The 26,178-nt window shown below is 69.2% G+C and carries 25 protein-coding genes and 1 other RNA gene; 21 read left to right on the top strand and 5 right to left on the bottom strand.

Going from position 1 to position 26,178, the window contains the following annotated elements:
* Window positions 1–9: 9 nt before the first annotated feature.
* The 4 genes from ftsX to AOP72_RS09660 all read left to right on the top strand — a co-directional run bounded on the left by ftsX (window position 10) and on the right by AOP72_RS09660 (window position 4,811).
* Entirely contained in the window at window positions 10–921 is a 912-nt protein-coding gene (gene ftsX, locus AOP72_RS09675; protein ID WP_062135603.1) for a permease-like cell division protein FtsX, read from the top strand.
* Window positions 918–2,279: a peptidoglycan DD-metalloendopeptidase family protein gene (locus AOP72_RS09670; protein WP_062135601.1), complete on the top strand. Its 1,362-nt coding sequence runs from the start codon at window positions 918–920 to the stop codon at window positions 2,277–2,279. Before ftsX ends, AOP72_RS09670 begins: the two co-directional genes overlap by 4 nt.
* Window positions 2,280–2,364: 85 nt before the next feature.
* On the top strand, window positions 2,365–2,829 hold the full coding sequence (gene smpB / locus AOP72_RS09665; protein WP_062135598.1) for an SsrA-binding protein SmpB: 465 nt from the start codon (window positions 2,365–2,367) through the stop codon (window positions 2,827–2,829).
* Window positions 2,830–2,882: 53 nt separating this feature from the next.
* The gene (locus AOP72_RS09660) at window positions 2,883–4,811 is read left to right on the top strand and encodes a DUF2207 domain-containing protein (protein ID WP_062135595.1); all 1,929 of its coding nucleotides are present in this window, start codon (window positions 2,883–2,885) and stop codon (window positions 4,809–4,811) included.
* A 13-nt stretch (window positions 4,812–4,824) separates the two neighbouring features.
* Here the strand turns inward: AOP72_RS09660 and AOP72_RS09655 are convergent, their stop codons facing one another.
* On the bottom strand, window positions 4,825–5,802 hold the full coding sequence (locus AOP72_RS09655) for a serine hydrolase domain-containing protein (RefSeq protein WP_062135592.1): 978 nt from the start codon (window positions 5,800–5,802) through the stop codon (window positions 4,825–4,827).
* Between the two features lie 99 nt (window positions 5,803–5,901).
* Window positions 5,902–8,568 (bottom strand): MMPL family transporter, encoded by a 2,667-nt coding sequence (locus AOP72_RS09650; RefSeq protein WP_062135588.1) that lies wholly within the window; start codon window positions 8,566–8,568, stop codon window positions 5,902–5,904.
* 134 nt (window positions 8,569–8,702) lie between these two features.
* Here AOP72_RS09650 and AOP72_RS09645 point away from each other — a divergent pair, with 134 nt between their 5' ends.
* Complete coding sequence (locus tag AOP72_RS09645) at window positions 8,703–9,269, top strand: TetR/AcrR family transcriptional regulator (RefSeq protein WP_193746403.1); 567 nt, start codon at window positions 8,703–8,705, stop codon at window positions 9,267–9,269.
* Window positions 9,270–9,312: 43 nt separating this feature from the next.
* Window positions 9,313–9,680: a transfer-messenger RNA gene (ssrA, locus tag AOP72_RS09640) on the top strand.
* Window positions 9,681–9,682: 2 nt separating this feature from the next.
* Here ssrA and AOP72_RS13440 read toward each other — a convergent pair.
* On the bottom strand, window positions 9,683–9,964 hold the full coding sequence (locus AOP72_RS13440; RefSeq protein WP_152650340.1) for a hypothetical protein: 282 nt from the start codon (window positions 9,962–9,964) through the stop codon (window positions 9,683–9,685).
* A gap of 208 nt (window positions 9,965–10,172) precedes the next feature.
* Entirely contained in the window at window positions 10,173–11,060 is an 888-nt protein-coding gene (locus tag AOP72_RS09630) for a helix-turn-helix domain-containing protein (protein ID WP_152650339.1), read from the bottom strand.
* A gap of 146 nt (window positions 11,061–11,206) precedes the next feature.
* Here AOP72_RS09630 and AOP72_RS09625 point away from each other — a divergent pair, with 146 nt between their 5' ends.
* The 7 genes from AOP72_RS09625 to AOP72_RS09590 all read left to right on the top strand — a co-directional run bounded on the left by AOP72_RS09625 (window position 11,207) and on the right by AOP72_RS09590 (window position 18,680).
* Window positions 11,207–11,839, top strand: coding sequence for a DsbA family protein (locus tag AOP72_RS09625; RefSeq protein WP_062135579.1), 633 nt, complete (start codon window positions 11,207–11,209; stop codon window positions 11,837–11,839).
* Between the two features lie 135 nt (window positions 11,840–11,974).
* On the top strand, window positions 11,975–12,625 hold the full coding sequence (locus AOP72_RS09620) for an NAD(P)-dependent oxidoreductase (RefSeq protein ID WP_062135577.1): 651 nt from the start codon (window positions 11,975–11,977) through the stop codon (window positions 12,623–12,625).
* Window positions 12,626–13,254: 629 nt separating this feature from the next.
* A complete protein-coding gene (locus AOP72_RS09610; protein WP_062135572.1) occupies window positions 13,255–14,211 on the top strand; it encodes an aldo/keto reductase in 957 nt (318 codons plus the stop codon).
* An 82-nt stretch (window positions 14,212–14,293) separates the two neighbouring features.
* Window positions 14,294–15,994, top strand: a complete 1,701-nt coding sequence (locus AOP72_RS09605) for a ribulokinase (protein WP_062135570.1) — start codon at window positions 14,294–14,296, stop codon at window positions 15,992–15,994.
* Complete coding sequence (locus AOP72_RS09600; protein WP_062135567.1) at window positions 15,991–16,710, top strand: L-ribulose-5-phosphate 4-epimerase; 720 nt, start codon at window positions 15,991–15,993, stop codon at window positions 16,708–16,710. Before AOP72_RS09605 ends, AOP72_RS09600 begins: the two co-directional genes overlap by 4 nt.
* On the top strand, window positions 16,707–18,230 hold the full coding sequence (araA, locus tag AOP72_RS09595; protein ID WP_062135564.1) for an L-arabinose isomerase: 1,524 nt from the start codon (window positions 16,707–16,709) through the stop codon (window positions 18,228–18,230). Before AOP72_RS09600 ends, araA begins: the two co-directional genes overlap by 4 nt.
* A 135-nt stretch (window positions 18,231–18,365) precedes the next feature.
* The gene (locus AOP72_RS09590) at window positions 18,366–18,680 is read left to right on the top strand and encodes a hypothetical protein (RefSeq protein WP_062135561.1); all 315 of its coding nucleotides are present in this window, start codon (window positions 18,366–18,368) and stop codon (window positions 18,678–18,680) included.
* A 22-nt stretch (window positions 18,681–18,702) separates the two neighbouring features.
* On the opposite strand, the gene AOP72_RS09585 is transcribed toward AOP72_RS09590, so the two are convergent.
* Complete coding sequence (locus AOP72_RS09585; protein ID WP_062135558.1) at window positions 18,703–19,779, bottom strand: fatty acid desaturase family protein; 1,077 nt, start codon at window positions 19,777–19,779, stop codon at window positions 18,703–18,705.
* 159 nt (window positions 19,780–19,938) lie between these two features.
* On the opposite strand from AOP72_RS09585, the gene AOP72_RS09580 reads away from it, so the two are divergent.
* From AOP72_RS09580 to AOP72_RS09545, 8 genes are all read left to right on the top strand, one after another.
* On the top strand, window positions 19,939–20,904 hold the full coding sequence (locus AOP72_RS09580; protein WP_062135556.1) for a calcium/sodium antiporter: 966 nt from the start codon (window positions 19,939–19,941) through the stop codon (window positions 20,902–20,904).
* Window positions 20,901–21,674 carry an ABC transporter ATP-binding protein gene (locus AOP72_RS09575; protein ID WP_062135553.1) on the top strand — a complete coding sequence of 258 codons (774 nt, stop codon included), beginning with the start codon at window positions 20,901–20,903 and terminating at the stop codon, window positions 21,672–21,674. Before AOP72_RS09580 ends, AOP72_RS09575 begins: the two co-directional genes overlap by 4 nt.
* Window positions 21,656–23,239, top strand: a complete 1,584-nt coding sequence (locus AOP72_RS09570) for a hypothetical protein (protein WP_152650337.1) — start codon at window positions 21,656–21,658, stop codon at window positions 23,237–23,239. The genes AOP72_RS09575 and AOP72_RS09570 overlap by 19 nt, the downstream gene beginning before the upstream one ends.
* A 61-nt stretch (window positions 23,240–23,300) precedes the next feature.
* Complete coding sequence (locus tag AOP72_RS09565; RefSeq protein WP_062137129.1) at window positions 23,301–23,588, top strand: DUF3039 domain-containing protein; 288 nt, start codon at window positions 23,301–23,303, stop codon at window positions 23,586–23,588.
* A gap of 73 nt (window positions 23,589–23,661) precedes the next feature.
* Window positions 23,662–23,949, top strand: a complete 288-nt coding sequence (gene clpS / locus AOP72_RS09560; RefSeq protein WP_062135546.1) for an ATP-dependent Clp protease adapter ClpS — start codon at window positions 23,662–23,664, stop codon at window positions 23,947–23,949.
* Complete coding sequence (locus AOP72_RS09555; protein ID WP_062135543.1) at window positions 23,919–24,587, top strand: DUF2017 family protein; 669 nt, start codon at window positions 23,919–23,921, stop codon at window positions 24,585–24,587. The genes clpS and AOP72_RS09555 overlap by 31 nt, the downstream gene beginning before the upstream one ends.
* Complete coding sequence (gene murI / locus AOP72_RS09550; protein ID WP_062135540.1) at window positions 24,580–25,380, top strand: glutamate racemase; 801 nt, start codon at window positions 24,580–24,582, stop codon at window positions 25,378–25,380. Before AOP72_RS09555 ends, murI begins: the two co-directional genes overlap by 8 nt.
* On the top strand, window positions 25,377–26,147 hold the full coding sequence (locus tag AOP72_RS09545; RefSeq protein WP_084631670.1) for an MBL fold metallo-hydrolase: 771 nt from the start codon (window positions 25,377–25,379) through the stop codon (window positions 26,145–26,147). Before murI ends, AOP72_RS09545 begins: the two co-directional genes overlap by 4 nt.
* Window positions 26,148–26,178: the final 31 nt, after the last annotated feature.

The following is a 26,178-nucleotide window of genomic DNA, read 5'->3' as shown; positions in this document are numbered from 1 at the left end:
GCGCTCGGCATGAGAATTCGGTTCATCCTCGGCGAGGTCGCGAGCGGCCTGCGCCGCAACTCGACCATGGCGTTGTCCGTGGTGCTCGTGACGTTCGTGTCGCTGACCTTCGTGGGCGCCGCCGCGCTCACCCAGATGCAGGTGCAGCAGCTGCGTGACGCGTGGTACGGCGAGGTGGAGGTGTCCATCTTCCTGTGCCCTGAGAACTCGCTCTACGAACAGTGCGCCGCCGGTCCGGTCTCGCCCGTCCAGGAGGACGACATCCGTGCCGTGCTCGAGGAGGGCTCCGTCGCCGACATCGTCGACGAGGTCTACTACGAGACCCGCGAGGAGGTGTTCGAGAACATCGTGGGCGCCGACGAGACCGGGGTGTATTCACAGCTCGAGCCCGCAGACTTGGGCCCCGTGTTCCGCGTCAAGCTCACCGACCCGGAGCAGTTCCAGGTCGTGGCAGACGCCACCGAGGGGCTGCCTGGCGTCGAGGAGGTCAACGACCAGCGCGAGGTGTTCGACGAACTGTTCCGGTTCCTCAACGCCGCGACGTTCATCGCCGCCGGGCTGGCCGCCATCATGATGCTCGCGGCCGTGCTCCTCATCACCACCACCATCAGGCTCAGTGCGCTCAGCAGGCGCCGTGAGACCACCATCATGCGCATGGTCGGCTCGTCCAAGAGCCTGATCCAGATGCCCTTCATGCTCGAAGGCGCCGTCGCCGCGACGCTCGGAGCGGTGCTCGCCATCGGCGGCCTGTACCTCTCAGCCCGCTACTTGATCGAGGACTGGCTGCACGGCTCGATCGCATGGGTCGACTACGTGGGCCGTGACGACGTCTGGACCGTGGCTCCATGGCTGCTGGCGATCGCGGTGGGCCTCGCGGCCCTCGCCTCGCTGGCGACGCTGGGAAGGTACACGCGGGCATGACTCGGACTCGCAGGCTCTCGGCGCTCGTCGTGGCGATCCTGGTCGCGGCGATCTTCGGCGGCTACGCCGTGGGCGCATCGGCGCTGTCGCCGCAGGGTCTCTCGCAGGCGTCGTCCGACGACTACCAGGACGATATCGACGCGACGGAGCGCGAGCGCAAGGCGGCCGAGCGCCGTGCCGAGCAGCTCGAGCACGAACTCGAGAACACGGACGCCCGCATCGCGGAGGCGCTCATCGAGCTCGAGGAGCTCGAGGCCCAGCTGCCTGCGCTCGAGGCGGAGCTCGAGGAGGCAGAGCGCCTTGTCGAGGCTGCGATCGTCGAGCAGGGCATCGTTCAGGACAAACTGGATTCCGCGGAGGCGCAGGACCGCGCCATCTCCGCGCAGATCGCCGAGGACGAGGAGCGCACCGCCACGCTGGAGGCCCTCGTCGCAGCTATCGCGCGCGAGACCTACAAGGGCAACGACAACTCGGCCGGTCTCGCGATCGTCTTCGGTTCCTCCGACACTCAGGACTTCGTCGACGAGTACACCGCTCAGCAGTCGGCGGCGCGAGTTCAGAGCAATGCGCTGGGCGAGCTCGAGGACATCGCAGCCGTCAACCGCAACCGTGGGGCACGCCAGGCGGCGGTGCGGGACTACATCGGCGAGCTGAAGGCGGAGATCGACGCCCTGGTCATTCAGCTCGACGCCGCGCGCGATGTCGCTCAGGCGGCGCGGGACGAGGTGCAGGCGCTACTGGATGAGCAGCAGGAGGTGCGGGACTATCTCGAGTCGCAGCGCGCCTCGTTCATCGCTCAGCAGGAGGAGAACGAGGCGCTCCAGCGGCAGCTCCGCAACGAGGTGCTGAACCTGTACTCGAAGAAGCGCGAGGCAGAGGAGCGCGAGGCGGAGCAGGCCCGGAAGCGTGCGGAGGCCAACAACGCCAAGCCCAGCAGCGGCCTCACCAAGGGCTCGCTGTCCTTCCCCACGAAGGTGCCGTACAAGACGTCGTCCTACGGCATGCGGTACCTGCAGCACTACGGCTACGCCCGCATGCACGCCGGCACCGATCTGCGCGCGTACTGCGGCACCCCCATCTACGCCTCGGCCGCCGGCACAGTCGAGTGGGCCACGTACAGGCCGGGCTACGGCAACCAGGTCCTGATCGACCATGGGCTCATCGGCGGCAAGTCCGTCATCACGAACTACAACCACTTCTCGCGGTTCGCCGTGGGCGGGGGACAGCGGGTGGCCAGGGGCGACCTGATCGGCTACTCGGGCAACACGGGATCCTCAACGGCGTGCCACCTGCACTTCGAGGTGTACGTGAGCGGCAAGCACGTGGACCCGGAGAACCTGCTCCCCAACTTCCCGTAGGCGCGGCCGCTGCGCGGGGCCTCTATACTCGAACGTCCCTGCATCCATGGGCGACACGTGCGGACGGCACTCGAGGAGGTGAGTCATGGCAGACGAACAGAAGATCGTCGCGACCAACCGGTCGGCGCGCCACGACTACTTCATCGACAAGACCTACGAGGCCGGGATCGTGCTCCAAGGCACCGAGGTCAAGGCCCTCCGCCAGGGTCGCGCGGCGATCGGCGAGGGGTACATCTACGTCGACAACAACGAGGCGTGGCTCGAGAACATCCACATCCCCGAGTACACGCAGGGGACGTGGACCAATCACGCGCCGCGGCGACGGCGCAAGCTGCTCCTGCACCACATCGAGCTCGACGAGCTGATGATCAAGACGCGCGAGAAGGGCTTCACGATCGTGCCGCTGCGGCTGTACTTCGTGAAGGGCCGCGCGAAGGTCGAGATCGGGATCGGCCGCGGCAAGAAGCTGTACGACAAGCGACAGACGCTTCGCCAGAAGCAGGACGATCGGGAAGCGCAGCGGGCCATGAGCCTGCGCCGCAACACGTAGCGCGCCGCGTGGAGGTGCCCCGCGGGTGCCCCCGTCCTCGGCACAATGGAGCCATGCCCTCCAATCGTCGTCAGACAGTGCTGCGCTCGGCCCCTGCGCCCACCTCGCCCACCCGCGACCGGGGCGTCCATGCCCTGCGCGCCCTCCTTGCGATGGGAGCTGCCGCGTTCGCCGTCGCGCTGACGGCGATCCCGGCACCCGCCGCCACCAGTGACGACTACCCCGGTCGCGAGGTGCTCCGGTGGGACGCCACGTACGCGCTCCACGAGGATGGTTCCGTCGACGTGCGCACCGAGATCGACTTCGACTTCGGCAATGAGCCGGGCCACGGGGTGATCTTCACGCTGCCCACGGCCCAGCCCATCGACGACGGCTACGAGCGCGTGTGGGATATCTCCGACGTCACCGCGGACAGCCCCACCGGTGCCCCCGACGATCTGAGCACCGAGGGGCAGGGCGACGTCATGGCAGTGCGGATCGGCGACGAGAACGTCGATGACGTCTCCGGGGTCCAGACGTATGCGATCACCTACTCGGTCGCACACGTGATGAACGAGACCACCGCGGATGAGACGGACGCGGGCGTCGCGGGGGACGAGTTCCACTGGAACGCCATCCCGTCCGCCTGGGAGACGCCCATCGCCGAGGCCTCGATCACCGTGCAGTCACCCGTCGCCGCGACGGACGTCGCGTGCTCCGCCGGGCCGCCGGGCACCAGGGGCGGGTGCGACGCGACCGGCGAGCCGGCCGAGACGATCACGTACGAGGCCTCGGGGCTCGCGGCGGGGGAGCCGCTCACGGTGACCGCGCTGTACCCCTCCGGGTCCTTCGATACCACCGCCAACACGCGCATCGCGAACGACGTCGAGAGAGCCTTCGCGATCACTCCGTGGACGGTGGGCATCGCGGTGGCCATGCTCGCGGTGGGCCTGGGTGCGCTGGCGCTGCACTTCCGTCGCACGGCCGTGGACCGGCAGTACGCGGAGCTCACTCCGGGTCTCGGTCCGGTGTCGGGGGCCGATGCGGGCACGCGCCCGGTCGCCGGCGGCCAGCCTGTGGCGGTGCAGTTCGAGCCCCCGGCGGGGCTGCGGCCGGGGCAGCTCGGCACCCTTCTCGACGAGAAGGCGGATGTGCGAGACGTCACGGCCACCATCGTGGACCAGGCGGTGCGCGGGTACATGCGCATCGACCCGGTGGGTGACGAGCAGGAGCCGGAGGACTACACCCTCGTCAAGCTGCGCGATGGAGACGACGCGATGCCGGCGTACGGGCGCACGTTGTTCGATTCGATCTTCGACGTGCGCGAGCAGGTGACGCTCACGGAGCTGAAGGCCACCTTCGCGGCAGACTTGGCGAAGGTGCAGAAGGAGCTGTACGCGGACGTCACGGACCGGGGCTGGTTCCACCGGAATCCGCAGTCGGCGCGCGTGGCGTGGGCGTCGATCGCAGCGGCGGGCCTCGTCGTCGGCGTGATCGGCACGCTGGTGCTGGCGGCGAACTCCCGGTGGGCGCTCGTGGGCCTGCCGGTCGTGATCGTCTCGATCATCGCACTGGTGCTGACTGGCGCGGCGCCGGCGCGGACCGCCGAGGGCACCCGGGTGCTGGCACAGACCAAGGGCTTCAAGCTCTTTCTCGAGACCGCCGATGGCTACCGCCTGCGCTTCGAGGAGGGGCACGACATCTTCAGCCAGTACCTGCCCTATGCCATCGCTTTCGGCATCGCCGACAAGTGGTCGGCGAAGTTCGCCGCCCTCGCGCAGGAGGGCTACGACGTTCCGACGCCCACCTGGTACGGCGCGTACTACGGAGGCGGCTTCTGGCTGGGTCACCAGAACTTCGGAGCCCAGATGCAGGACTTCACGTCCCTCACCGACGCCGCCATCTCCACGCCGACGGCCGGGGCCAGCGGGGGATCCGGGTTCTCCTCTGGCGGCGGGTTCTCCGGTGGCGGAAGCTTCGGCGGCGGTGGCGGGGGCTGGTGACTCCCGCGGCAGGCTAGCCGCGCGCGGTCTCGGTACGCAGCCGCGCAAGCCCGGCGAAGCCCTCGCGATCGAGGCTCGCGGCCGTGGCGGAGACAAGCGCGAGCCCCACACCCGCATCGCGATCCACCCCCACCCATGACGCGAAGCCGCCCGTGCGGCCGTTGTGCCACGTCACGGAGGCGTCGCCCGCCTGCGTGGTCAGCCACGCGGCGCCGATGCGCGACGTGCCGGGGGCATCGGCTTTCGGGTCGAGCGCGCCGATGCCGGGGGCCCGGCGCTCGATGAGGCCGCTCAGCAGGGCCGCCAGGTCAGCGGCCGTCGCCCTCACGCCGCCGGCGGGGCCGATCGCCTCGCCCGTCCACGGCTCGTGGGGGCGCCCGTTCTTGGATCGTCCCGTGAGCGACGCGGTCCCGAGGCAACGGGGAGTCGACGGGACGGACACCCCCGCCATCCCCAGGGGCTCCGCGACGCGAGCCAGGAGCAGTCGCTCGTACGTGGTGCCAGCCGTCCTCGCGAGCGCCGCTCCGAGCAGTGCGAAGCCCAGGTTCGAGTACAGGAAGCGGGGCCTGCCGAGCCGGACGTCGGCCGCCTCGTCGAGCAGCTGGTCGACCGAGTCGCCGTAGGGATTCTCCCCGTGTCGCCACATGCGCCACGTGCGCCGGACCATGGTGCGCGGGCCGCCATATGGAGGGTGCGGGGGCAGGCCCGAGGCGTGCGTGGCCAGTGATCCCAGCGTCACCTGGGCGTAGGCCCCTTCGGGCCGGTCCAGCGCCTCTCCCAGCGTGGTAGCAGGCGTGACCTCGCCCCGGTCGACCGCGTCCTGGTACAGCAGGCCCGTGAGGCACTTGGAGACCGAGCCGATCTCCGCATCGGCCGTCTCGGGGGCGCTGTAGGTGCGATGAGCGGAGTCGCCGCCCGCCACCGCGGCGATCAGCACACGGTCGTGGCGGCGATGGAGTGCGGAGCGGAGGCCGTCGAGGTCGAGCGTCATGCGCACCACGCTAGGCGGGCGCGCGGCGGCGCGTCATCGGCCGCGCGGACGGTCTGGCCTCAGGGGCCAGGGCGTCACGCGACGCCCTGGCCCCTGAGATCAGGAGCGCTCAGCGGTGTCCGGGGAGGTGGCGGGCTCCGTGGGCGCGGGGGTCTCTGCGGCGTGCGCGTTCACCACTGGGTGTGAGCGCTCGAGAGCCGATCCCTCGACGTCCACGTTGGGCAGGATCCGGTCGAGCCACGCGGGAAGCCACCACGCGCGCTCTCCGGCGACGTGGATCAGCGCGGGCACGATGACCATGCGGACCACGAACGCGTCGAGGAGCACGCCCATCGCGAGCCCCAGACCCATCGGCCGGATCATCGCCGTGTGCGAGAAGATGAACCCGCCGAAGACCGACGCCATGATGATGGCCGCTGCGGTCACGACCGCGCGTCCGCCCCGCATGCCGGCCACGACCGCCTGGCGCGCGTTCGCTCCGTGCACGTACGCCTCCCTCATCCCAGAGGTGAGGAACAGTTGGTAGTCCATCGCGAGCCCGAACAGGATGCCTGTCAGCAGGATGGGCAGGAAGCTCAGTACCGGGCCAGGGGAGTGGACGCCGAAGATGTCCGACAGCCATCCCCACTGGTACACCGCCGTGACCACGCCGAAGGCGGCGAACAACGACAGCACGAACCCGGCTGTGGCGATGATCGGCACCAGCAGCGAGCGGAACACGATGACCAGGATCACCAGCGACAGTCCCACCACGACGGCGAGGTATACCGGCAGCGCCTCGTCGAGCTTCTCGGAGACATCGATGTTTCCCGAGGCGGACCCGGCCACCCCGATCGGGGTCTCGCTCAGGTCCGCGCCCTCGACCTGAAGATCCAGTGGTGACATCGCGCGCAGCGCGTTCACCAACTGCTCCGTGGATTCGCTGGATGGGCCCTCGCGCGGGATGACCTGGAAGGCCATGAAGTCGCGATCGTCCGAGACGGCCGCAGGTGCTGCGGCCGCCACGTCGCTCTCGCCCATGATTGCGTCGATGATGGCGACCTGGGTTGCGAGCACGTCCTCCTCGGCCACCGCCTGGGGGAGGTCTGCGGTGACGAGCAGAGTGCCGTTGAGTCCCTCGCCGAACCGCTCGTCGATGGTCGTGTACGCCTGGTACTGCGTGGAGTCCTCGGGCTCCTGCGTGCCGTCCGGCAGGCCGAGCCGCATGGAGGCAGAGGGAATTGCGATGACGCCGAGAGCCACCGCCGCGACCACGAGAGCGAGCACCGCGCGCCCGGTGCGCATGGGGGTGAGGGGCTTCTCCGCCTCCTCGGGATGGCCGATGCGCGCACGCGAGCGCTTGGAGATCGCCCGCATGCCGGTGAGGCCCAGCAGCGCCGGGGTCAGCGTCACCGCGACCAGCACGGCGACCGCGACGCAGAATGCCGCGACGGATCCCATGACGCCAAGGAACGGCACGCCGGTGACGTTGAGGGCGAGGAGGGCGATGAGCACCGTCGAGCCCGCGAACACCACCGCATTGCCGGACGTGCCGTTGGCGAGGCCGATCGATTCGTGGACGTCCATGCCCCGCTTGAGCTGCGTGCGGTGACGGTTGACGATGAACAGCGAATAGTCGATGCCCACCGCGAGCGCGAGCATCACTCCCAGCACGGGGGTGACGGCGGACATCTCGGTGACGTCCGAGAACGACAGCGCCGTCGCCACGCCCACGCCCACGCCGATGATCGACGTGATGATGGGCTGGATCGCCGGCAGCCAGGCGCGCATCATGACGAGCAGCACCACGAGGGCGAGTGCGACGCCCACGATCTCGCCCACGCCGAGGATGCCGCCCACAGACGTGGCGATCTCGGCGGAGAAGTACACGTCCACGCCGTCGATCGGGGTCGACTCGACCGCATCGATCACGCCGTCCTTGTCCTCCTGCGGGAGGTTGAAGCCGCTGGCGTCGAACTGCACCACACCAAGAGCGGTCGAGCCGTCCTCCGACACAGTGCGGATGCCAGCCGCCGCGTCGGCGAGATCGCGCCCCAGCTCGACCTGAGTCGACTGAGCCTCGAGCTCGGCTACGGCCGCGTCCAGTTCGCTCTGCTGCGTGGCGATCTCCTCGAGCCCCGCGTCGATCTGGGCCTGCTGCTCGGCGAGCGCGGCCTGCTGAGCGTCCAGCTCCGCCTGCTGAACCTCGAACTGTGCCCGCTGCGACTCGTACACGCCTGCGTCCTGCGCCTGCTGAACGGCGGCGTCGAGCTGCGCTTGGCCCTCCTCGAGCTGCGCCTGGCCCTCGTCGAGCTGGGTCTGACCTGCCTCGAGCTCTGCGGTAGCGGCGTCGATCTGCTGCTGCCCGGCCTCGATCTCGGCCCGTGCGCCCTCGATCTGTGTGGCGCCTGCCTCGAGCTGCGCGACCTGCTCGGCGCGCTCGGCGGCGGTGGCGAACGGGTCGACGATGCCGGCGACGGACCCGACGTCAGTGGTCGACGCGAGCGCTTCGCTGATCTGTGATTGCTGCTCTTCATCGAGAGCGGAGCCGTCCTGAGACTCGAACACCACGCGCGCTGAGGCGCCGTCGAGACCCGAGATCTCCTCCGAGAGCTGGTCGGAGACGCGCTGAGTCTCGGTGCCTGGGATCGTGAAGCTGTCGGTGAGTGTGCCACCGAAGGCGAAGAAACCGCCGACCGCTGCCGCGAGTGCGACCAGCCACGCGACGATGGCGACGAATGGCTTCGCAGCAGAGCCACGGCCGATGCGGAAAAGGAGGTTGGCCACGTCAGAGCCTTTCTCAGTAGGGGAAGTGTGAGCGGCGACGATGCCTGCGGAAAGTGTAACCCGCATCGGCCAGTTATACGACAACTGTTGGTTATTGGTTGGTGAACCCAGCGTCGAGGGTGCAGAATGTCGAGGTGGATGCACGCATCGTGAGGACTCGCAGACGCCTACAGGAGGCGCTCTTCTCGCTCGCGCGCGAGCACGGGCTGGACCAGGTGTCGATCAGCGCGATCGCCGATCGCGCAGGTGTCAACCGCACCACCTTCTATCAGCACTATGCCGACAAGGAGACGCTGCTGGCCGACGCGCTCGACCTGGTCGCGCAAGAGGCAGGCGCTCAGCTGCACGGGATCGACGAGTACTCCCTGGAGCCGCCGGCGCCGCTCGTGACCTTCCTCAGGCACATCGATGAGCACGCCGAGCTGTACGGGCAGGTGTTCTCCGAGCCCGGTTCCGGAGTGGTGCTGGCCCGACTGCGTCACCACGTGTACGACGCGGTGTATACGTCGGCGGAGGCGACTGACAAAGGACAGTTCGACATCCCGGTGGACGTCATTGCCGCCGGGGTTGCGGGCTCCATCATTGGGGTCATCGGGGCGTGGCTGGAGCGCGAGCCCCGCGCCTCCGTCGACGATGCCGCCCTGTGGGTCTGGCGCATCATCATGGGGCCGCACGACACGGGGCCGAAACCCGCCTGTTGAGCCGTGTCGGCGCACCGGCGTACACTGGAGGCACAACTGCACAGGGGATGATCGGTTTCGACGTGTGTGCTTTCTTCAGGGGAAGCGGGCCGAGGACGTCACGTTATCTCGTTAACGATCGTGGCAAACCAATAGGTGCCGATTCCAAGCGCACCGACTTCGCCCTCGCTGCTTAAGCGAGCCTAGAAGTCCGTCAGCCCAGGCGTGTTCCCGTCCTGGTTCCTGGCGTCATTCAGGGAACTTGCTCCACCCCTTCGTCACCGGGGGGTGGGGGACTCTAAGGTGACTGGGGCTATCGCACAGTGTGTCTGAAGACAGTGCGGGTCCGAGATACTGAGTATTCAGACTGCGCCCGGAGAATACCTGTCGTCGTGCACGCGGACGCGGGTTCGATTCCCGCCATCTCCACGCTTTCATCCCTGGTAGGTGACCGAAAGGCCATCGCACTCCGTCACTGGAGCGCGGTGGCCTTTCGTGCGCCCGGCGCGGTTGTCGGCGTCGTGGTTGATCGTGATCGTGCGACGGAAGGCCTGCGCCCACTCCGCCAGGAGCCAGCACTCGGTCGCCTCCCCTTCCTCGTCGCATCCACCGACCCGAATGACGTGCAGGATGGCTTCCCCGTGGTGATCGACGACGCCGGTTCGCTCCCGGGTGGCGAACGGCTCAACACGTGCGTGCTGGCCGGGGAGAAGCATCGCGCACGCATGCTCGCGAGCCTCCTCACCGCCTGGCACGACTCTTCCGGATCGTCGGCCGGCACCGAGGCGTTGCGTGCACGGTCGAGGGACTCGAGGTTGCGACGCTCGACGAGCTGATCGGATTCATCCAGTCGGAGTCGAGCGGCGCGGGTCTTCATCTCACGCCGGGCGGTCCTCGCTCTATTCGCCTGGGCCGTGTGGCGACTTACGTCGACGGGGTGTGAAGTCGTTGTCGGAAGGCTGCGGGGGTGACGTCGGCCCGGAGCGCGAAGAACTTGACAAAGTTGCTGGCGTCGGGGAATCCGAGCGCGGACGCAATCGCGGCCACGGAGTCGTCAGTATGCGCGAGCAACCGCTTCACCTCCAGCACCACCCGGCGGTCGATGAACTCTTTGGCGCCGAAGCCGGTGGCTGCGAACGAGGCGCGGGTCAGTGTGCGGGGCGAGTACCCGAGGTGGCGTGCGTAGTGGCCGACATCGCGGTGGCGCGCGAAGTCGGCCTCAACGGCTGTGCGGAAGCGAAGGAAGGTGTCGGCGTACTCGGCGGGTGGCGTGCCGACTGTGGCAGTCCCCGCGGTGAGCCGCAACAGCAGTACAGCCAACAGATTGCTCAGGACTGTCGCCCGCGTGGATGTCGGGATGCCGTTAGACCCGAACTCTGAGATGAGGTGCGTCAGCGCCCGGTGCGTGGCGAGCTGGTCTTCACCGGTCAGCGTCCACAGGGTCGGGGCGAACGGGTTGTCCAGTCCTACGTCGGAGGCGGTGCTGGGTTCGAGGGTGCCAGGTTGGAAGAGGACGACGGTGCCGGTGGCGCCGGTCAGGTCACCGAAATGCTGAACCTGGGTGGGCCGTACCCACACCCACCTGCCGGCGGTGACCGCGTAGTCCTGAAAGTCGACCATGTGCCACAGGAGCCCGTCGGTGACGGCGAGGAGCACGTGGAAGTCGGGGCGTTGAGTCGCTCGTTGCGGGTCGTGGCGTTCCACCCTGCGGTGGAGCTCTGCGATCGACAAGACCTCGATGCCCGCAGCGCCACTGGCGGGGGACGTGTACTGGACCTCGGGAATTCGAGTGTGTCCATTTTTCACCATCATCGGTCCTGAGCATACCTCGCGGCTACGTTGCCCGCCCCCTACCGTGGACAACGCACGCCAGCCGACAACGCCAGCAGGCCACGCAGTCCGGTGGTCGTTCGCACATCGAGCTGGCTGACCGTCTTCCACCAGAACAGGAGCACCACATGGCCTCGCCAGTACGCCTCACCTACGCCTTCGACGCCTATTGCGGCTGGTGCTACGGATTCGCGCCCGCCCTGCACGAGTTCGCCAAGGAGAATGCCGAGCGGATTGATCTGCGGGTGCTGTCCGGGGGACTGTTCTCCGGCGCCGCAGCCAAGCCCATCGGCGCCTATCCGCACATCCCCGATGCGAACAAGCGGATCGCTGCGCTGACTGGTGTCACCTTCGGTCGCGCCTACGAGGAAGTGCTGGCCGAAGGAGTCCGGGTCATGGACTCGACGGACGCGGCGAGTGGGCTGGTGGCGCTGCGCCGACAGACCTCGCCGCTCTCCGCAGCAGCGGCCCTCCAGCACGCTTGGTATGACGACGGTTTGGACCTCTCAGATGTGGAGGTCTACCGATCCATCGCCACCGACCTCGGACTCGACGCCTCCCGGGTGGTCGCAGAACTCACCGACCCCGCGACGGGTGTGGAAGCGCAGGCCGACTTCACTGAACTGCGTCGCCTCGGCGTCGACTCCTACCCGACCCTGCTGCTTCACAGCGACACCGGAGCGCACCGTCTCGGCGGCCCCGTCTCCAGCGCCGCCGCGCTCACCGAGGGGCTCGACAGGCACCTCGCCGTCACCGCATGAGAGCTGCCACCGTGAGGCCCGGACCGCTTCGCCGGGTCTGTCGCCCGGTCCATCGGCACTCGTGATCTCTCTGCTCCACCGCAACACTGGATGGGTCTCCTCGGCCTGTCCCCAACCCAGAAGGAACACCACATCATGACGAACATCGCCATTATCGGTGCCAACGGCACCATCGGATCCGCCATCGTCCGCGAAGCCCTCGGCCGCGGCCATACCGTCACTGCCGTCGTGCGCGACCGGGCCAAGGTCTCCGTCGGTGACCCCCACCTCAGGGTCAGCGTGGGTGACGTCCTCGACCCCGCCTCGATGAGTGCCGCGGCCCAAGGCCACGACGTCGTTGTCAGTGCCGTGGGCGGCGGCGACGGGCCCGGCCACCTCGCCACCATCGCCCCGGCCGCCCGGTCCCTCGTCGAAGGGCTGAGGGCGCTCGGTGACCAGGCACCGCGCCTGGTCACCGTCGGAGGCGCAGGTTCCCTCAGCGTCGGGGACGGCAAGCAGGTGTGGGACGCCCCTGACCTGCCGGAGTTCCTGCTTCAGATCATGCACGCGCACGGCGACGCTCTGGACTTCTACCGTACGGTCGACGACGTCGCGTGGACCAACATCAGCCCGGCGGCCACCATCGCCCCCGGTGAGCGGACCGGCACCTACCGCACCGCACTCGACGACCTGCTGCTCAACGAGCGAGGAGAGAGTGCTATCTCGGTCGAGGACTACGCCGTCGCCGTCCTCGACGAGGTCGACGAGCCTCGGCACACCGGCCGCCGGTTCGCCGTCGGCTACTGAGCCGCCGTCTCCGGGACGGCCGCGCTCGTGCCAGAGATGATCTCGGTCAGCCGGGCATGGGGGTCGACGGGTTCCGCGACCTTCATGCCCAGCCGTCCAGGCCCGTTCCGGGCCCCGCGAGCACATGCTCTGACACGTCACGGCCCCGTGTCGTCAGCGCAACCGCCAGCGAGCGCTCGTCGCGCGAGTCCCGGCTCCGGTTGACCCGGTGCGCTGTGCCAACGGCTGCGACATCGATCCGCGATCGAGACTCCACCTCCTCCGGGCAAGTGCCGCCGCTACCCCTCGCCGCCGCCGAATGACCGTCGTTGACGCACCGAGGCCGGGCCATCACCCCAGTGCCGCGGCGGAGCACGAGGCGGGTCTCACCTGTCTCAAGAGTCGAGGAATCGGGGGCCTCCTCGCTGGCCGTCACCGCATTCCTCCACGTGGCCGCCGGACTACGGGCATCCCCGCAATCCAGATCCAACGTCACGTCCGTCTCGACGCTTTCATCCCTGGCAGGTGACCGCAAGACCATCGCACTCCGTCACTGGACGCGGTGGCCTCTCGTGCGCCCGCCACCGGGGGAGGGCCGATGCGCGGGTGCGCCGTACGGCGCTCGCCCGAGTGCGGCTAGCGTGGGGCGTATGGAACAGCGCACCCTCGGATCCGCCCCCTTCGCCGTCAGTGCCATCGGACTGGGGTGCAACAACTTCGGCCGCCAGGGCACGGTGTCGCAGACGCAGGAGGGCACAGATGCCGTCATTCACGCCGCGCTCGATGCCGGTGTGACGTTCTTCGACACTGCGGACCTGTACGGCGGCGAGTGGGGACTGTCCGAGTCGCTGATGGGGCACGCGCTCAAGGGTCGACGCGACGAGGCGATCGTCGCCACCAAGTTCGGCTTCACGGAGGTCGAGACTCCGCTCGACGAGCGTGGGGCCAAGGGCTCGCGTGCCTACGTCCGCGCCGCCTGCGAGGCCTCGCTCGAGCGGCTCCAGACCGATCGCCTCGACCTCTTCCAGCAGCATCAGCCGGACCCTGCGACGCCCATCGAGGAGACCATCGGCGCGCTCGCCGAGCTGATCGACGAGGGCAAGATCCGCGCCTACGGCGTCTCGCAGTTCACTGCGGAGCAGCTCACGCGTGCCGATGCGGCGGCGTCGCGTCTCGGCGTGCCCGCCATCGCCTCGAGCCAGGACGAGTTGAGCCTGGTCGCACGCGCCGTGGAGACGGACGGTCGTCTCGCCGCCGCCGAGCGCATCGGCGCGGGGTTCCTGCCGTTCTTCCCGTTGGCCAACGGGCTCTTCACCGGCAAGTTCACACGCACCGACATGCCCGCCGATTCGCGGATCGCGCGTCAGCGCCCCCACATCGCCCAGCAGGCGGACTGGGACGCGATGGAGGCGTATCAGCGGCTGTGCGACGAGTGGGGCGTGACCATGCTGGAGGCGACGTTCGGGTGGTTCCTGTCTCGTGCCGCCGTCTCCTCGGTGATCGCCGGCGCCACCCGGCCGGAGCAGATCGTCCAGAACGCCGCCTCGGCCTCGTGGCGCCCCGCGCCGGATCAGGTGACGCTGATCGAGGCGCTCTTCCCGGGCTGAAGGGCGCCGCGTCCGGGCCCGAGAGGGCCGTCCTCCGCGTTTCCGATTGCCCCGTGGAACGGTGCATGTTAACGTTCACTCCATGACGCTCGATGATGGCGGCAGCGACGCCGCACACGACCCCTCGACCGGCGACGCCCATGTGATCGGCATCGACTTCGGAACCCTGTCCGGACGTGCCCTGGTGGTCCGGGTCTCCGACGGCGCCGAGTTGGGCACCGCGGTTCACGACTACAGCCATGCGGTGATGGACTCGACCCTCGCCGCCACCGGCGAGAAGCTTCCGCCGGAGTGGGCCCTCCAGGTGCCGGACGATTACCGCGACGTCCTGCGTGAGGCGGTCCCCGCAGCCGTGAAGGCCGCCGGAATCGACCCCTCCTCCGTGATCGGCATCGCCACCGACTTCACCGCGTCGACGCCGCTTCCCGTGCTCGCCGACGGGACGCCGCTGTGCGAGGTCCCCGGCTTCGAAGGCCGCAAACACGCGTACGTGAAGCTGTGGAAGCACCACGCCGCCCAGCAGCAGGCCGACAGGATCAACGCCGCCGCCCACGAGCGCGGCGAGTCGTGGATCTCACGGTACGGCGGCTTCATCTCCTCGGAGTGGGAGTTCGCGAAGGCGCTGCAGCTGCTCGAGGAGGACCGCGAGATCTACGACCGCATGGACCACTGGGTCGAGGCGGCCGATTGGATCATCTGGCAGCTCTCCGGCACCTACGTGCGCAACGCGTGCACCAACGGCTACAAGGCCATCTATCAGGATGACGCCTACCCGTCGCGCGAGTACCTGGGGGCGCTGAACCCCGACTTCGCCGACTTCGCGGAGACCAAGCTCACGGGCGACATCGGTCAGTTGGGCCACGCTGCCGGAACGCTCACAGCGGAGGCTGCCGAGTGGACCGGACTGCCTGCCGGCATCGCGGTCGCCGTCGGCAACGTCGACGCGCACGTCACCGCTCCGGCCGCCAAGGCCGTCGAACCGGGCCAGATGGTCGCGATCATGGGCACCTCGACCTGTCACGTCATGAACGGCGAGCAGCTCGCCGAGGTCCCCGGCATGTGCGGTGTGGTGCCCGGCGGAATCGTCGAGGGACTGTACGGCTACGAGGCCGGCCAGTCAGGCGTGGGAGACATCTTCGCGTGGTACGTGAAGAACCAGGTGCCGGCGTCGTACTACGCCGACGCCGAGTCGGCCGGTCAGTCGATCCATGAGCACCTCACGGATCTGGGCTACGCCGAGCCGGTGGGCGCGCATGGGCTCATCGCGCTCGACTGGCACTCCGGCAACCGCTCGGTGCTCGTCAATACCGAGCTCTCCGGGATGGTGCTGGGGGCCACGCTCACCACCCGCCCCGAGCAGATCTACCGCGCGCTCCACGAGGCCACCGCCTTCGGCACGCGCGTGATCGTCGAGACGTTCAACGCCTCCGGCGTCCCCGTCACCGAGTTCGTCGTCGCGGGCGGGCTGCTCAAGAACCGCGACCTCATGCAGGCGTACTCGGACATCCTGCGCCTGCCCATCTCCACCATCGCCTCCGACCAGGGCCCCGCGCTCGGCAGCGCCATCCACGCCGCCGTGGCGGCCGGCGCCTACCCGGACGTGCGCGCCGCGGGGGAGGCGATGGGCAAGGTGAACCGCGCCGTCTATACCCCGAACCCCGCATCGGCCGATGCCTACGACGCCCTGTACGCCGAGTACCTGCACCTGCATGACTACTTCGGCCGCGGAGGCAATGACGTGATGAAGCGACTGAAGCACATTCGTCGGGAGGCGCACCAGTGAGCCAGTTCAGCTCTGCCGTCCAGGAGACCATCGACCGCATCCGCGCCGATGTCTCGCGCCTTCACAGTGAGCTGACGCGCTACGAGCTGGTGGTGTGGACCGGCGGCAACGTGTCCGGCCGCGTGCCGGGCGAGGAGCTGTTCGTGATCAAGCCCTCTGGCGTGAGCTACGACGAGCTCGCTCCTGAGAACATGATCCTGTGCACCCTCGACGGGCGTGCCGTTCCCGGATCGCCGGGGTCCGACCGCAGCCCCTCGTCCGACACGGCCGCGCACGCCTACGTGTACCAGCACATGGCCCACGTCGGCGGGGTCGTCCACACCCACTCGACGTACGCGACCGCGTGGGCGGCGCGCGGCGAGCAGATCCCGTGCCACATCACCGGCATGGCGGACGAGTTCGGCGGCCCCATTCCCGTGGGTCCGTTCGCGATCATCGGCGACGACAGCATCGGCCGCGGGATCGTCGCGACCCTCGATGGCCACCGGTCCAAGGCCGTGCTCATGCAGAACCACGGCGTCTTCACCATCGGCAAGGACGCCAAGGATGCGGTGAAGGCCGCCGTCATGTGCGAGGACGTGGCACGGACCACCCACATCGCGCGTCAGGGCGGAGACCTCATCCCCCTCCCGCAGGACAAGATCGACGCCCTGTTCGATCGGTATCAGAACGTCTACGGACAGCGCGGCGGCGCCGCAGAAGGAGAATCGAAGTGAGCACCCGTTCCGTCATCCCTGATCTCGCTCAGTACGAGGTCTGGTTCCTCACCGGCAGCCAGGACCTCTACGGAGACGAGACGCTGCGACAGGTCGCCGAGCAGTCGCAGACGGTCGCGGCTGCGCTCGACGGCGCCGACGCGGTGCCCGCGCGCATCGTGTGGAAGCCGGTGGTGAAGTCTCGGGACGGCATCCGCCAGGCCATGCTCGACGCGAATGCGGACGACAAGGTCATCGGCGTCATCGCGTGGATGCACACGTTCAGCCCCGCGAAGATGTGGATCGCCGGCCTCGGCGCCCTCGACAAGCCGCTGCTCCACCTGCACACTCAGGCGAACGTGGACCTGCCGTGGGACCAGATCGACTTCGACTTCATGAACCTCAACCAGGCCGCGCACGGCGACCGCGAGTTCGGCTACATCGAGACCCGCATGTCGATCCCGCGCACCACCGTCGCGGGGCACGCGTCGCACGCCGCCACGCAGGAGCGGGTGGGCACGTGGGTGCGTGCCGCCGCAGGACGTCACGCGACCCGCAGCCTGCGCCTCGCGCGGTTCGGCGACAACATGCGCAACGTCGCGGTCACCGAGGGTGACAAGACGGAGGCCGAGATCAAGCTGGGGGTCCAGGTCAACACCTGGGGCGTCAACGAGCTCGCCGACGCCGTCCACGCTCAGTCAGAGGCCGACATCGACGCGCTGGTGGCCGAGTATGTCGATGCTTACGACGTGGACGAGAACCTTCGTCCCGGCGGCGAGCGCGCGGACTCGCTGCGCTACGGCGCCGCGATCGAGCTGGGATTGCGGTCCTTCCTCGAAGAGGGCGGGTTCACCGCCTTCACCACGACGTTCGAGGACCTGGGCGAACTGCGTCAGCTCCCCGGCCTCGCCGTTCAGCGCCTGATGGCCGACGGCTATGGCTTCGGCGCCGAGGGTGACTGGAAGACCGCCATCCTGGTGCGCACCGCCGCCGTCATGGGCGCCGGACTGCCCGGCGGCGCGAGCCTCATGGAGGACTACACGTACCACCTCGAGCCCGGCAACGAGCTGATCCTCGGCGCCCACATGCTCGAGGTGAACCCCGCGCTGTCCAGCGAGAAGGCGCGCCTGACGGTCGCGGAGCTCGGCATCGGCGGCAAGGAGGACCCGGTGCGGCTGGTGTTCACGGCCGATGCGGGAGACGCGATCGTCGTGGCGATGAGCGACATGCGCGAGCGGTTCCGCCTGGTCGCCAACGTCGTCGAGAACGTGGCGCTCCCGGCTCCCATGCCCAAGCTGCCCGTCGGTCACGCCGTGTGGAAGCCGCAGCCCGACTTCCACACCTCGGCGACGGCCTGGATCCAGGCCGGCGCGGCACACCACACGGTGATGTCGAACCAGGTGGGCCTCGAGGTGTTCCGCGACTTCGCGACCATGAGCGAGATCGAACTGCTCGTGATCGACGAGTCGACCACGCTGCCCGCCTTCGCCGCAGAGATGCGCGCGAACGCCGCCTACTATCGCCTGGCTCAGGGACTGTAGAGAGGAGCGGCCGCAGGGCTTCGGCGGCCTCGGCCCAGCCCCGTTCGGGGGGCCCTGGCCCATCGGCGTCTCGCGACGATTCGAGCCTCAACTCGGCCAGCGCGTTGTGCCACCCCCCGCTGCAGGCGCTGGCTGGTGGGGCTCGCGGCCACCTGGTTCGCATCCTCGCAGGTGGGGTCGCAGACGGTCACGCTCGCCTCGACCCAGGCTGGCGGCGTGACGGTCGAGGCCACCGTCGAGGTGACCGTGAGCGAGCCTGCGGCGAGCGTCGTCGAGCTGGTCGACGAGGCCACCAGGGTGAGAGTCGTGGAGACCACGGACGCCCTTGCCGGGGCCCGCCTACGGCGCTCTGCGCGAATCCTCCTCCGCGCATCGGCCCCACTGGCGTGTCCGGGGCAGTCGCATCGACCGCACTCCTCACACGGCGGTGACGAAGGGGCGCTGCGGTGAGGTCGTGCAGACCGAGAAGGGTCTAGCGGCCCATCGCGGTGCGCTCGGGGCAGTCGAACGGGTCGCGAGCGGCCAGCCCTACGCGGTTGAGGTACGCGATGACGATGCCGTACGACTCGAGCAGGGAGGTCTCCGTGTAGGGGACGTCGTGCTGCTCGCAGTACTCACGCACGATGGTGCGGGTCGCGGCGAGGTTCGGGCGCGACATGTTGGGGAAGAGGTGGTGCTCGATCTGGTAGTTGAGCCCGCCCATGAAGATGTTCATGCCCCAGCCGCCGCGGATGTTGCGGCTGGTGAGCACCTGCTTGGAGAAGAAGTCCATCTTGACGTCGTCGGGGACGATCATCATGCCCTTGTGGTTGGGGGCGAACGAGGCTCCCATGTAGACGCCGAAGACGGCCATCTGCACGCCGATGAACGCGAAGGCCATGCCGAGCGGCAGCATCAGGAACAGGGGAACCAGGTAGAGGCCGAAGTGGAGAGCGATCATCGGCAGCTCCATCCACCGCTGACGGCGCGAGCCCTGCGTGATCAGCGAGGCCACGGACCGGTAGTGCAGGTTCAGGCCCTCGAACGCGAGCAGCGGGAAGAACAGCCATCCCTGGCGCTGGTTGATCCAGCGGATGACGCCCGTGGTCTTCGCCGCGTCCTCCTCCACGAACGTGATGGTGTCCTGCTCGATGTCAGGGTCGGAGCCGCGCTTGTTCGGGTTGGCGTGGTGACGCGAGTGCTTGGACATCCACCACTGGTGGCTGATGCCGACGATGATCGTGCTGAGGATGCGTCCCAGGCGGTCGTTGGCGGGACCGGAGACGAACACGGCGCGATGCGACGCTTCGTGGCCGAGGAACGCGACCTGCGTGAGGACGAGGCCCAGAGCGGCGGCGATCAGTAGCTGAAACCAGGAGTTGCCCAGCAGGATGAAGCCGGTGATGACCCCGCCGAGCGCGACGGCCAGGCACGCGCCGAAGATGGCGTAGAAGCCGTAGGCCCGCCTCAGGAGGCCGGTATCGCGCACCGTTGCGGCGATCTCGGCGAACCGGTGGGTGATCGGGTTGCTAGGAAAATTGGTGGGCGCGCTGCGCGGCGATTGCGTCATGCCTCTCCAGATGGGAGTCGTCGGTCCGGTGTGGGGGCCGGCGACGAGCGGGAGCTCATCGTTGATGTCCTCACCCTACGCGACCGTAGGTTGACTGTCACACCCCCGCGCGGGGGATCTCACACGAGGGAATGTGTGAGCGCAGGTACTCTCAAGCCCATGGTCGTCCCCGTCATCGCCACTCTTGTCGGACTCGCGATCCTCGCGTGGAGTGCCGAGAAGTTCGTGATGGGCGCGGCGACGGTCGCGCGGTTCCTGGGGATGGCGCCCCTGCTGATCGGCATGATCGTGATCGGCTTCGGCACGTCCGCTCCCGAGATCGTGGTGTCGTCATTCGCGGCCGCCCAGGGCACGCCTGAGATTGCGCTCGGCAACGCCTTCGGGTCCAATATCGCGAACATCGGCCTGATCCTCGGCGTGACCGCGATCGTGCTTCCGATCATCGTCAAGCGCGGCATCCTGCGCAAAGAGATGCCCCTGCTGATCGTGGTGACCCTGGTCGCGTGGCTGCTGCTGAGCGACGGCGAGCTCTCGCGCGGCGACGCCGCGGTGCTGGTGCTGCTGCTCATCGTCCTGCTCACCTGGTCGGTGATGCAGTCGAAGCAGGAGACCGACGGCGACTACGCCCACGACGTGGACCAGGAGACCGATGAACGCGGGCTGTCTCGCAAGGCCGCGTGGATCTGGCTAGTGGTGGGGCTCGTGCTGCTGGTCCTGTCCTCCCGCCTACTGGTGTGGGGCGCGACCAAGATCGCGCAGGAACTCGGCTGGTCGGACCTCGTGATCGGCCTGACGGTGGTGGCGATCGGCACCTCTGCACCGGAGCTGGCGTCCTCGCTGGCGGCTGCCCGCAAGGGCGAGAACGACCTCGCCCTGGGAAACATCATCGGCTCCAACCTCTTCAACACGCTCGGCGTGGTGGGCGTCGCGGGTCTGATCGCGCCGGCCGCGGTGGGAACCGACCTGCTGTACCGCGACATCCCCATGGTGATGCTCATGACCGTGCTGCTGCTCGTGTTCGGCTTCCGACTGCGGCGCAACGGGCGCATCAACCGGTTCGAGGGCGCGGCGTTCGTGGCCCTGTGGCTCGGCTACACCGCCTACCTCGTGCTCAACCCCGCATGACGGGCACCGATGCCCGGGCGACGGCCCTGTCGCTGCGCGGCCTGACCAAGCGCTTCGGGGCGACCCTTGCGGTGGACGGCATCGACCTCGACATCCCCACTCACACCTTCTACGGCGTGGTAGGCCCCAACGGCGCGGGCAAGACCACCACGCTCTCGATGGCCACGGGCCTGCTCGAGCCCGATGCCGGAGCGGTGTCCGTGCACGGCATCGACCTGTGGTCGCGTCCCGATGAGGCGAAGCCCATGATCGGCGTCCTGCCGGACGGCCTGCATACGTTCGACCGGCTCACGGGAGCCGAGCTGATCAGTTACGCGGGCCTCCTGAGGGGCATGCCCAAGGACGTGGTGCGGGAGCGTCGCGACGATCTGCTGGCGGCGCTTGACCTGGGGTCTGCGGGCTCGACCCTCGTGACCGACTTCTCCGCGGGCATGACCAAGAAGATCGGGCTGGCGTGCGCGCTGGTCCATGCACCCCGCGTGCTGGTGCTCGATGAGCCGTTCGAGGCCGTCGACCCCGTCAGCGCGGGCGCCATCCGGCGCATCCTGCGCGCATTCGTGGAGACGGGCGGCACCGTGGTGCTGTCGTCCCATGTGATGGCCCTGGTCGAGCGTCTGTGCGATCACGTCGCGGTGGTGGGTGGAGGTCGCATCCTCGCTGCGGGCACGGTCGACGACGTGCGCGGGGGAGTGGACCTCGAGGAGCGGTTCGTGGGGCTCGTCGGCGGGCAGACCGATGCGCGGGATTTGACGTGGTTGCGGCAGTCCTAGGGCTCAAGGCCCGCGTGCTGCGCCATCAGCTGCGACGGGAATGGTGGCGGGCGCTGCTGCTGCTTGGCGGTGTGGTGTGGTCCCTGTCGCTGATCCCCGCGACGTTCTGGGTGCAGCGCTACCTGTCGACCGAGGCCTCTGATGTGCGTGCGACGCTGCTGGTCGGCTTCGCCACGGTGTGCGTCGCCGGCTGGCTCGTGGTGCCGCTGCTCGTGACCGGGCTCGAGGACGCCCTCGATCCGGGCCGATTCGCCAGCCTGGGGGTGCAGGCACGGCGCCTGATGCCGGGCCTCACGATCGCCGCCGCGCTGACGTTGCCCACGCTGTTCTTCGTCGCGGTCTTTCTCATCCTGGCCGGATCGTGGCGGTACGCGGGTGGGGAGGCGGTGACGGTGGCGAGCGTGGGCGGGCTGCTGACGGTCGCGCTGATGGTCGTCACCGCTCGCGTGGCGGTGGCGTGGTCGGGCCGGCTGCTGTCGTCGCGCCGCTCTCGGTGGGGTGCGTTCGCGGGACTCGTGGTGGTGGCCGCGGGGCTGGGGCCAGCGGTGTGGCTCACGTTCCGCGACGGCGTCGACTCCGCGCTCGCCTACGAGATACCCGTGATTCTCGAGTGGCTGGGCCGCACGCCCGTCGGTGCAGGCATGGCCGCCCCTGGAGCGCTCGCCCAGGGCGATGTGCTCGGCGCCGTGTGGCGACTCGCCTTGCTGGCGGCCACGGTGGCGGTCGTCCACGGCGCCTGGCGTGCGAACGTCGAGTACACGCTCGTGCACCCGACGTTCCGGGGGGCGGGCACGCGCCGTCGGGGGGACGCGGTCCTCGATGCCCGTCAGCGAGCCACGGGCGACGGCATCGCGGCGGCCGTGCGCTCTCGTTCCCTCATCTATTGGCGTACGGACCCCCGCTACCTCGTGGGCGCCATCGGCGTCATCGCGTTGCCGCTCGTGTTCTTCGCGCTGGCGATGCCCGTGCTGGGTCTGGACCAGCGATGGGGATTCGCGGCGCCCGTGATGCTCGCCGCCTCGATCGGATGGGGACGTCACAACGACGTCGCCTACGACTCGACGGCGCTGCACCTGGACATCGTGGCCGGACGCGTCGGCCGGGCGGTGATGACGGGTCGCACCCAGGCGGTGCTGGTGTGGGCGGTGCCGCTCGTGGCCCTCGCCGCGCTCGGTCTTCTCGCATGGACGGGGCAGTGGGACGCCGCGCCCGGCCTGATCGGGGCGTGCACGGGGGCGCTCGGCCTCACGCTGGGCATCTCGGCCGTGACCTCCGTGCTGCTGCCTTACCGCGCGCCGGCGCCGGGACAGAACCCGTTCGGCGCCGAGGTGGGCGCCGTCGGCGCAAGCCTGGTCGCGCAGCTCGTCTCGGGGGCCGCGATGGCCGCGGCGCTCCCGATCGTGACCGTCGCCTTCGTGCTCTCCCTGACGGCCGATGCGCGCTGGGGTTGGCTCGCGCTCGTCGCCGGGACGGGCCTGGGCGTGGCGGGGGCGCTGGCTGGGGTGCGCGCCGCAGGGGCGCTGTACGACCGCCGTGCCGGGCGCCTGCTGGCCGCCGTCTCCTGACCGTCGATCCTGCCGCGCGCGGGCCTGTGCGTGCCCGCGCGGTGGTCGTAGGATGGGCGGCATGAGCGAGACCCTCGACCCCCAGTCGGACCCCGGCTCCCCTCAGGGCGGCACCGCGACCATCGAGCGCGTCAGCACCCGCGAGCTGGCGGAGCCGGGAGATGCCGAGCGCTTCGCGCACTACGTGCGCAAGGAGAAGATCATGGAGTCCGCGCTCTCGGGCGACCCCGTGATCGCGCTGTGCGGCAAGGTGTGGATCCCCGGCCGCGACCCGAACAAGTTCCCGGTGTGCCCGGCCTGCAAGGAGATCATCGACGGCAGGTTCGGCAGCGACGACGGGGACGACTGACCCGCAGGCGCACCACGCCCCCGTGACGCCCGGCCTCCCCACCCCGCGCGCGCATCGGCCCTAGGCTGGAGACGTGTCCACGCAGGAGGAGATCGAGCGCGACGGCGCTGTCGCGACCCGCGCGGACGACGCCTGGGTCACCATCGTGTGGAATGACCCTGTCAACCTCATGAGCTATGTCACCCACGTGTTCCAGACGTACTTCGGGTTCTCGCGTCACGATGCTGAGGCACGCATGCGCGAAGTGCACGAGAAGGGCCGCTCCGTGGTCAGCTCCGGCGGCCGCGAGAAGATGGAGGTCGACGTGCAGGCCATGCATGGCTACGGACTGTGGGCGACCCTGCAGCGGAGTGGCGAGTGAAGGGCTTCACCGCTCGTGACGGTGCCGCCGTCGCAGAGCTGGACGATGAGGAGCGCATGGTGGTCGCGCGCATCGTGGCCGACGTGGGGCTGCTGCTCGGGGGCGAGCAGTTCGGCATGGACTCGCCGATCGACCGTGACGCGGGAACCGATGAGGCGGACGAGATCTTCCGCCACCTGCGCGGTCTCGAGGAGTCCCTGACGGAGCCGGACGACCCTGCGGTGCTGCGTCTGCTGCCGTCGGCCTCGAAGGACGACCGCGACGTCGCGGACGAGTTCCGTCGCCTCACCGAGCACGATCTGCGCGACCTCAAGGTCGCGCGACTGCGCACCATGTGGTCGCAACTGAGCGAGGACGGCCCCGACTGGGCCGTCGCGCCCGCCGACGCGATGTCCACGGCGGCCGCACTGACGGACGTGCGCCTGGTGCTCGCCTCTCGACTGAGGCTGGCGAGCGACGAGGATGCCGAGCGCCTTCATGCGGAGATCGACCTGGCGACGCACGCGCTCGCGACCGACGCCGACGATGACCTGGAGGTGGACCCCGAGCGGGTCTGGCTCGGCATGCTGTATCAGGCGCTGACGTGGCTGCAGGAGTCGTTGGTGCAGTTCGCGATGGAGGAGGACGCCGGTGAGTGACGCGCCCATCGGGGTGTTCGACTCGGGAGTGGGAGGTCTCACGGTCGCCCGCGCGATCATGGATCAGCTGCCCCACGAGTCCATCCACTACGTGGGGGACACCAAGTACGGCCCCTACGGACCGCTGCCGATCTCGGATGTCCGCAAGCATGCGCTGTCGATCATGGACGCCCTGGTCGAGGACGGCGTGAAGATGCTGGTCATCGCGTGCAACACCGCATCGGCCGCCGTGCTCCGTGACGCCCGCGAGCGGTTCTCGCGCGAGCGCGGCGTCCCGGTGGTCGAGGTGATCGTCCCCGCAGTGCGGCGCGCGGCATCGCTCACCAAGTCCGGGCGCATCGGCGTGATCGGCACCACCGCCACCATCACGTCCGGGGCGTACGACGACGCGCTCGCGGCGGCCCCGGACATCTCCGTGCACTCTCAGGCGTGCCCGCGCTTCGTGGAGCTGGTCGAGGGCGGCATCACGTCCGGTCCCGAGGTCATCGACATCGCCCGCGAGTACCTCGCCCCGCTCCAGGACGCGGACGTGGACACCCTCATCCTCGGCTGCACCCACTACCCCATGCTGCAGGGCGCGATCAGCTACGTGATGGGTCCCGACGTCACGCTGGTCGACTCCGCGACCGAGACCGCCATCGACGTCTACCGGGCGCTCACCGCATCGGGCCTCGAGCGCAGCCGCGACGCGGCGGCCACGCATCGGTTCTCCGCCACCGGGGAGCGGGAGCGGTTCGAGGCGCTCGCACAGCGGTTCCTCGGTCCGGTCGTCACGAGCGTGGAGAGCCTATGAGCATGCGACTCACCATCGTGGGGTGCGCGGGGTCCACGGCCGGCCCCGACTCACCCGCGTCGTGCTATCTGCTGGAAGCGGAGGACGACGAGGGGCGCCGGTGGCGCCTGGTCATGGATCTCGGCTCGGGGGCCATCGGCCCGCTGCAGCGGTATTGCGATCCCGCGCGCGTGGACGGGGTGCTCATCTCCCACGGCCATCCCGATCACTGCGCGGACCTGGGTGCGCTGTCCGTGCTGCGCCGGTACGGCCCCGCCCGCGACGAGAGCCTGCCGCTCATCCCCCTGTGGGGCCCTCCGGGGCTCGACCGGCGCGTGGAGGAGGTCGCCGGCGACCCCGACGGCTCCGACATGGATGTGTACGACTACCGCCCGCTCGCGCACGGCGACGAGGCACGCATCGGCCCCTTCGTCATCGAAGCCGCTCGCGCTCGCCACCCCGTGCCGGCCTTGGCCTACCTCGTGACGGTGGGCGACTCGCGGCTCATGTTCACCGGCGACACGGACCGGTGCGACGAGGTGGACGCGCTCGCGACGCGCGCGTCGCTCATCCTGGGCGAGGCCGGATGGGCGCACCGGGAGGTCAACCCCGAGGGCGTCCACATGAACGGAGACCAGTTGGGGCGCATGGCGGCCGAGGCCGGCGTCGAGGCGCTGATCGTCACGCACATCGCGTCGTGGATGGATCCGCACCCCACGCTTTCGGCAGTACGACGGCATGCGCCGCTCGCGTGCCTCGCGAAGCCCGGCCACGTGCACGGCTTCTGAGCGGGGCTCGCGACGCCGTTAGGCTCGGGGC

Source organism: Demequina aestuarii (assembly GCF_000975095.1).
Classification (GTDB): domain Bacteria; phylum Actinomycetota; class Actinomycetes; order Actinomycetales; family Demequinaceae; genus Demequina; species Demequina aestuarii.
This window is presented reverse-complemented; position numbering and strand designations above follow the sequence as displayed.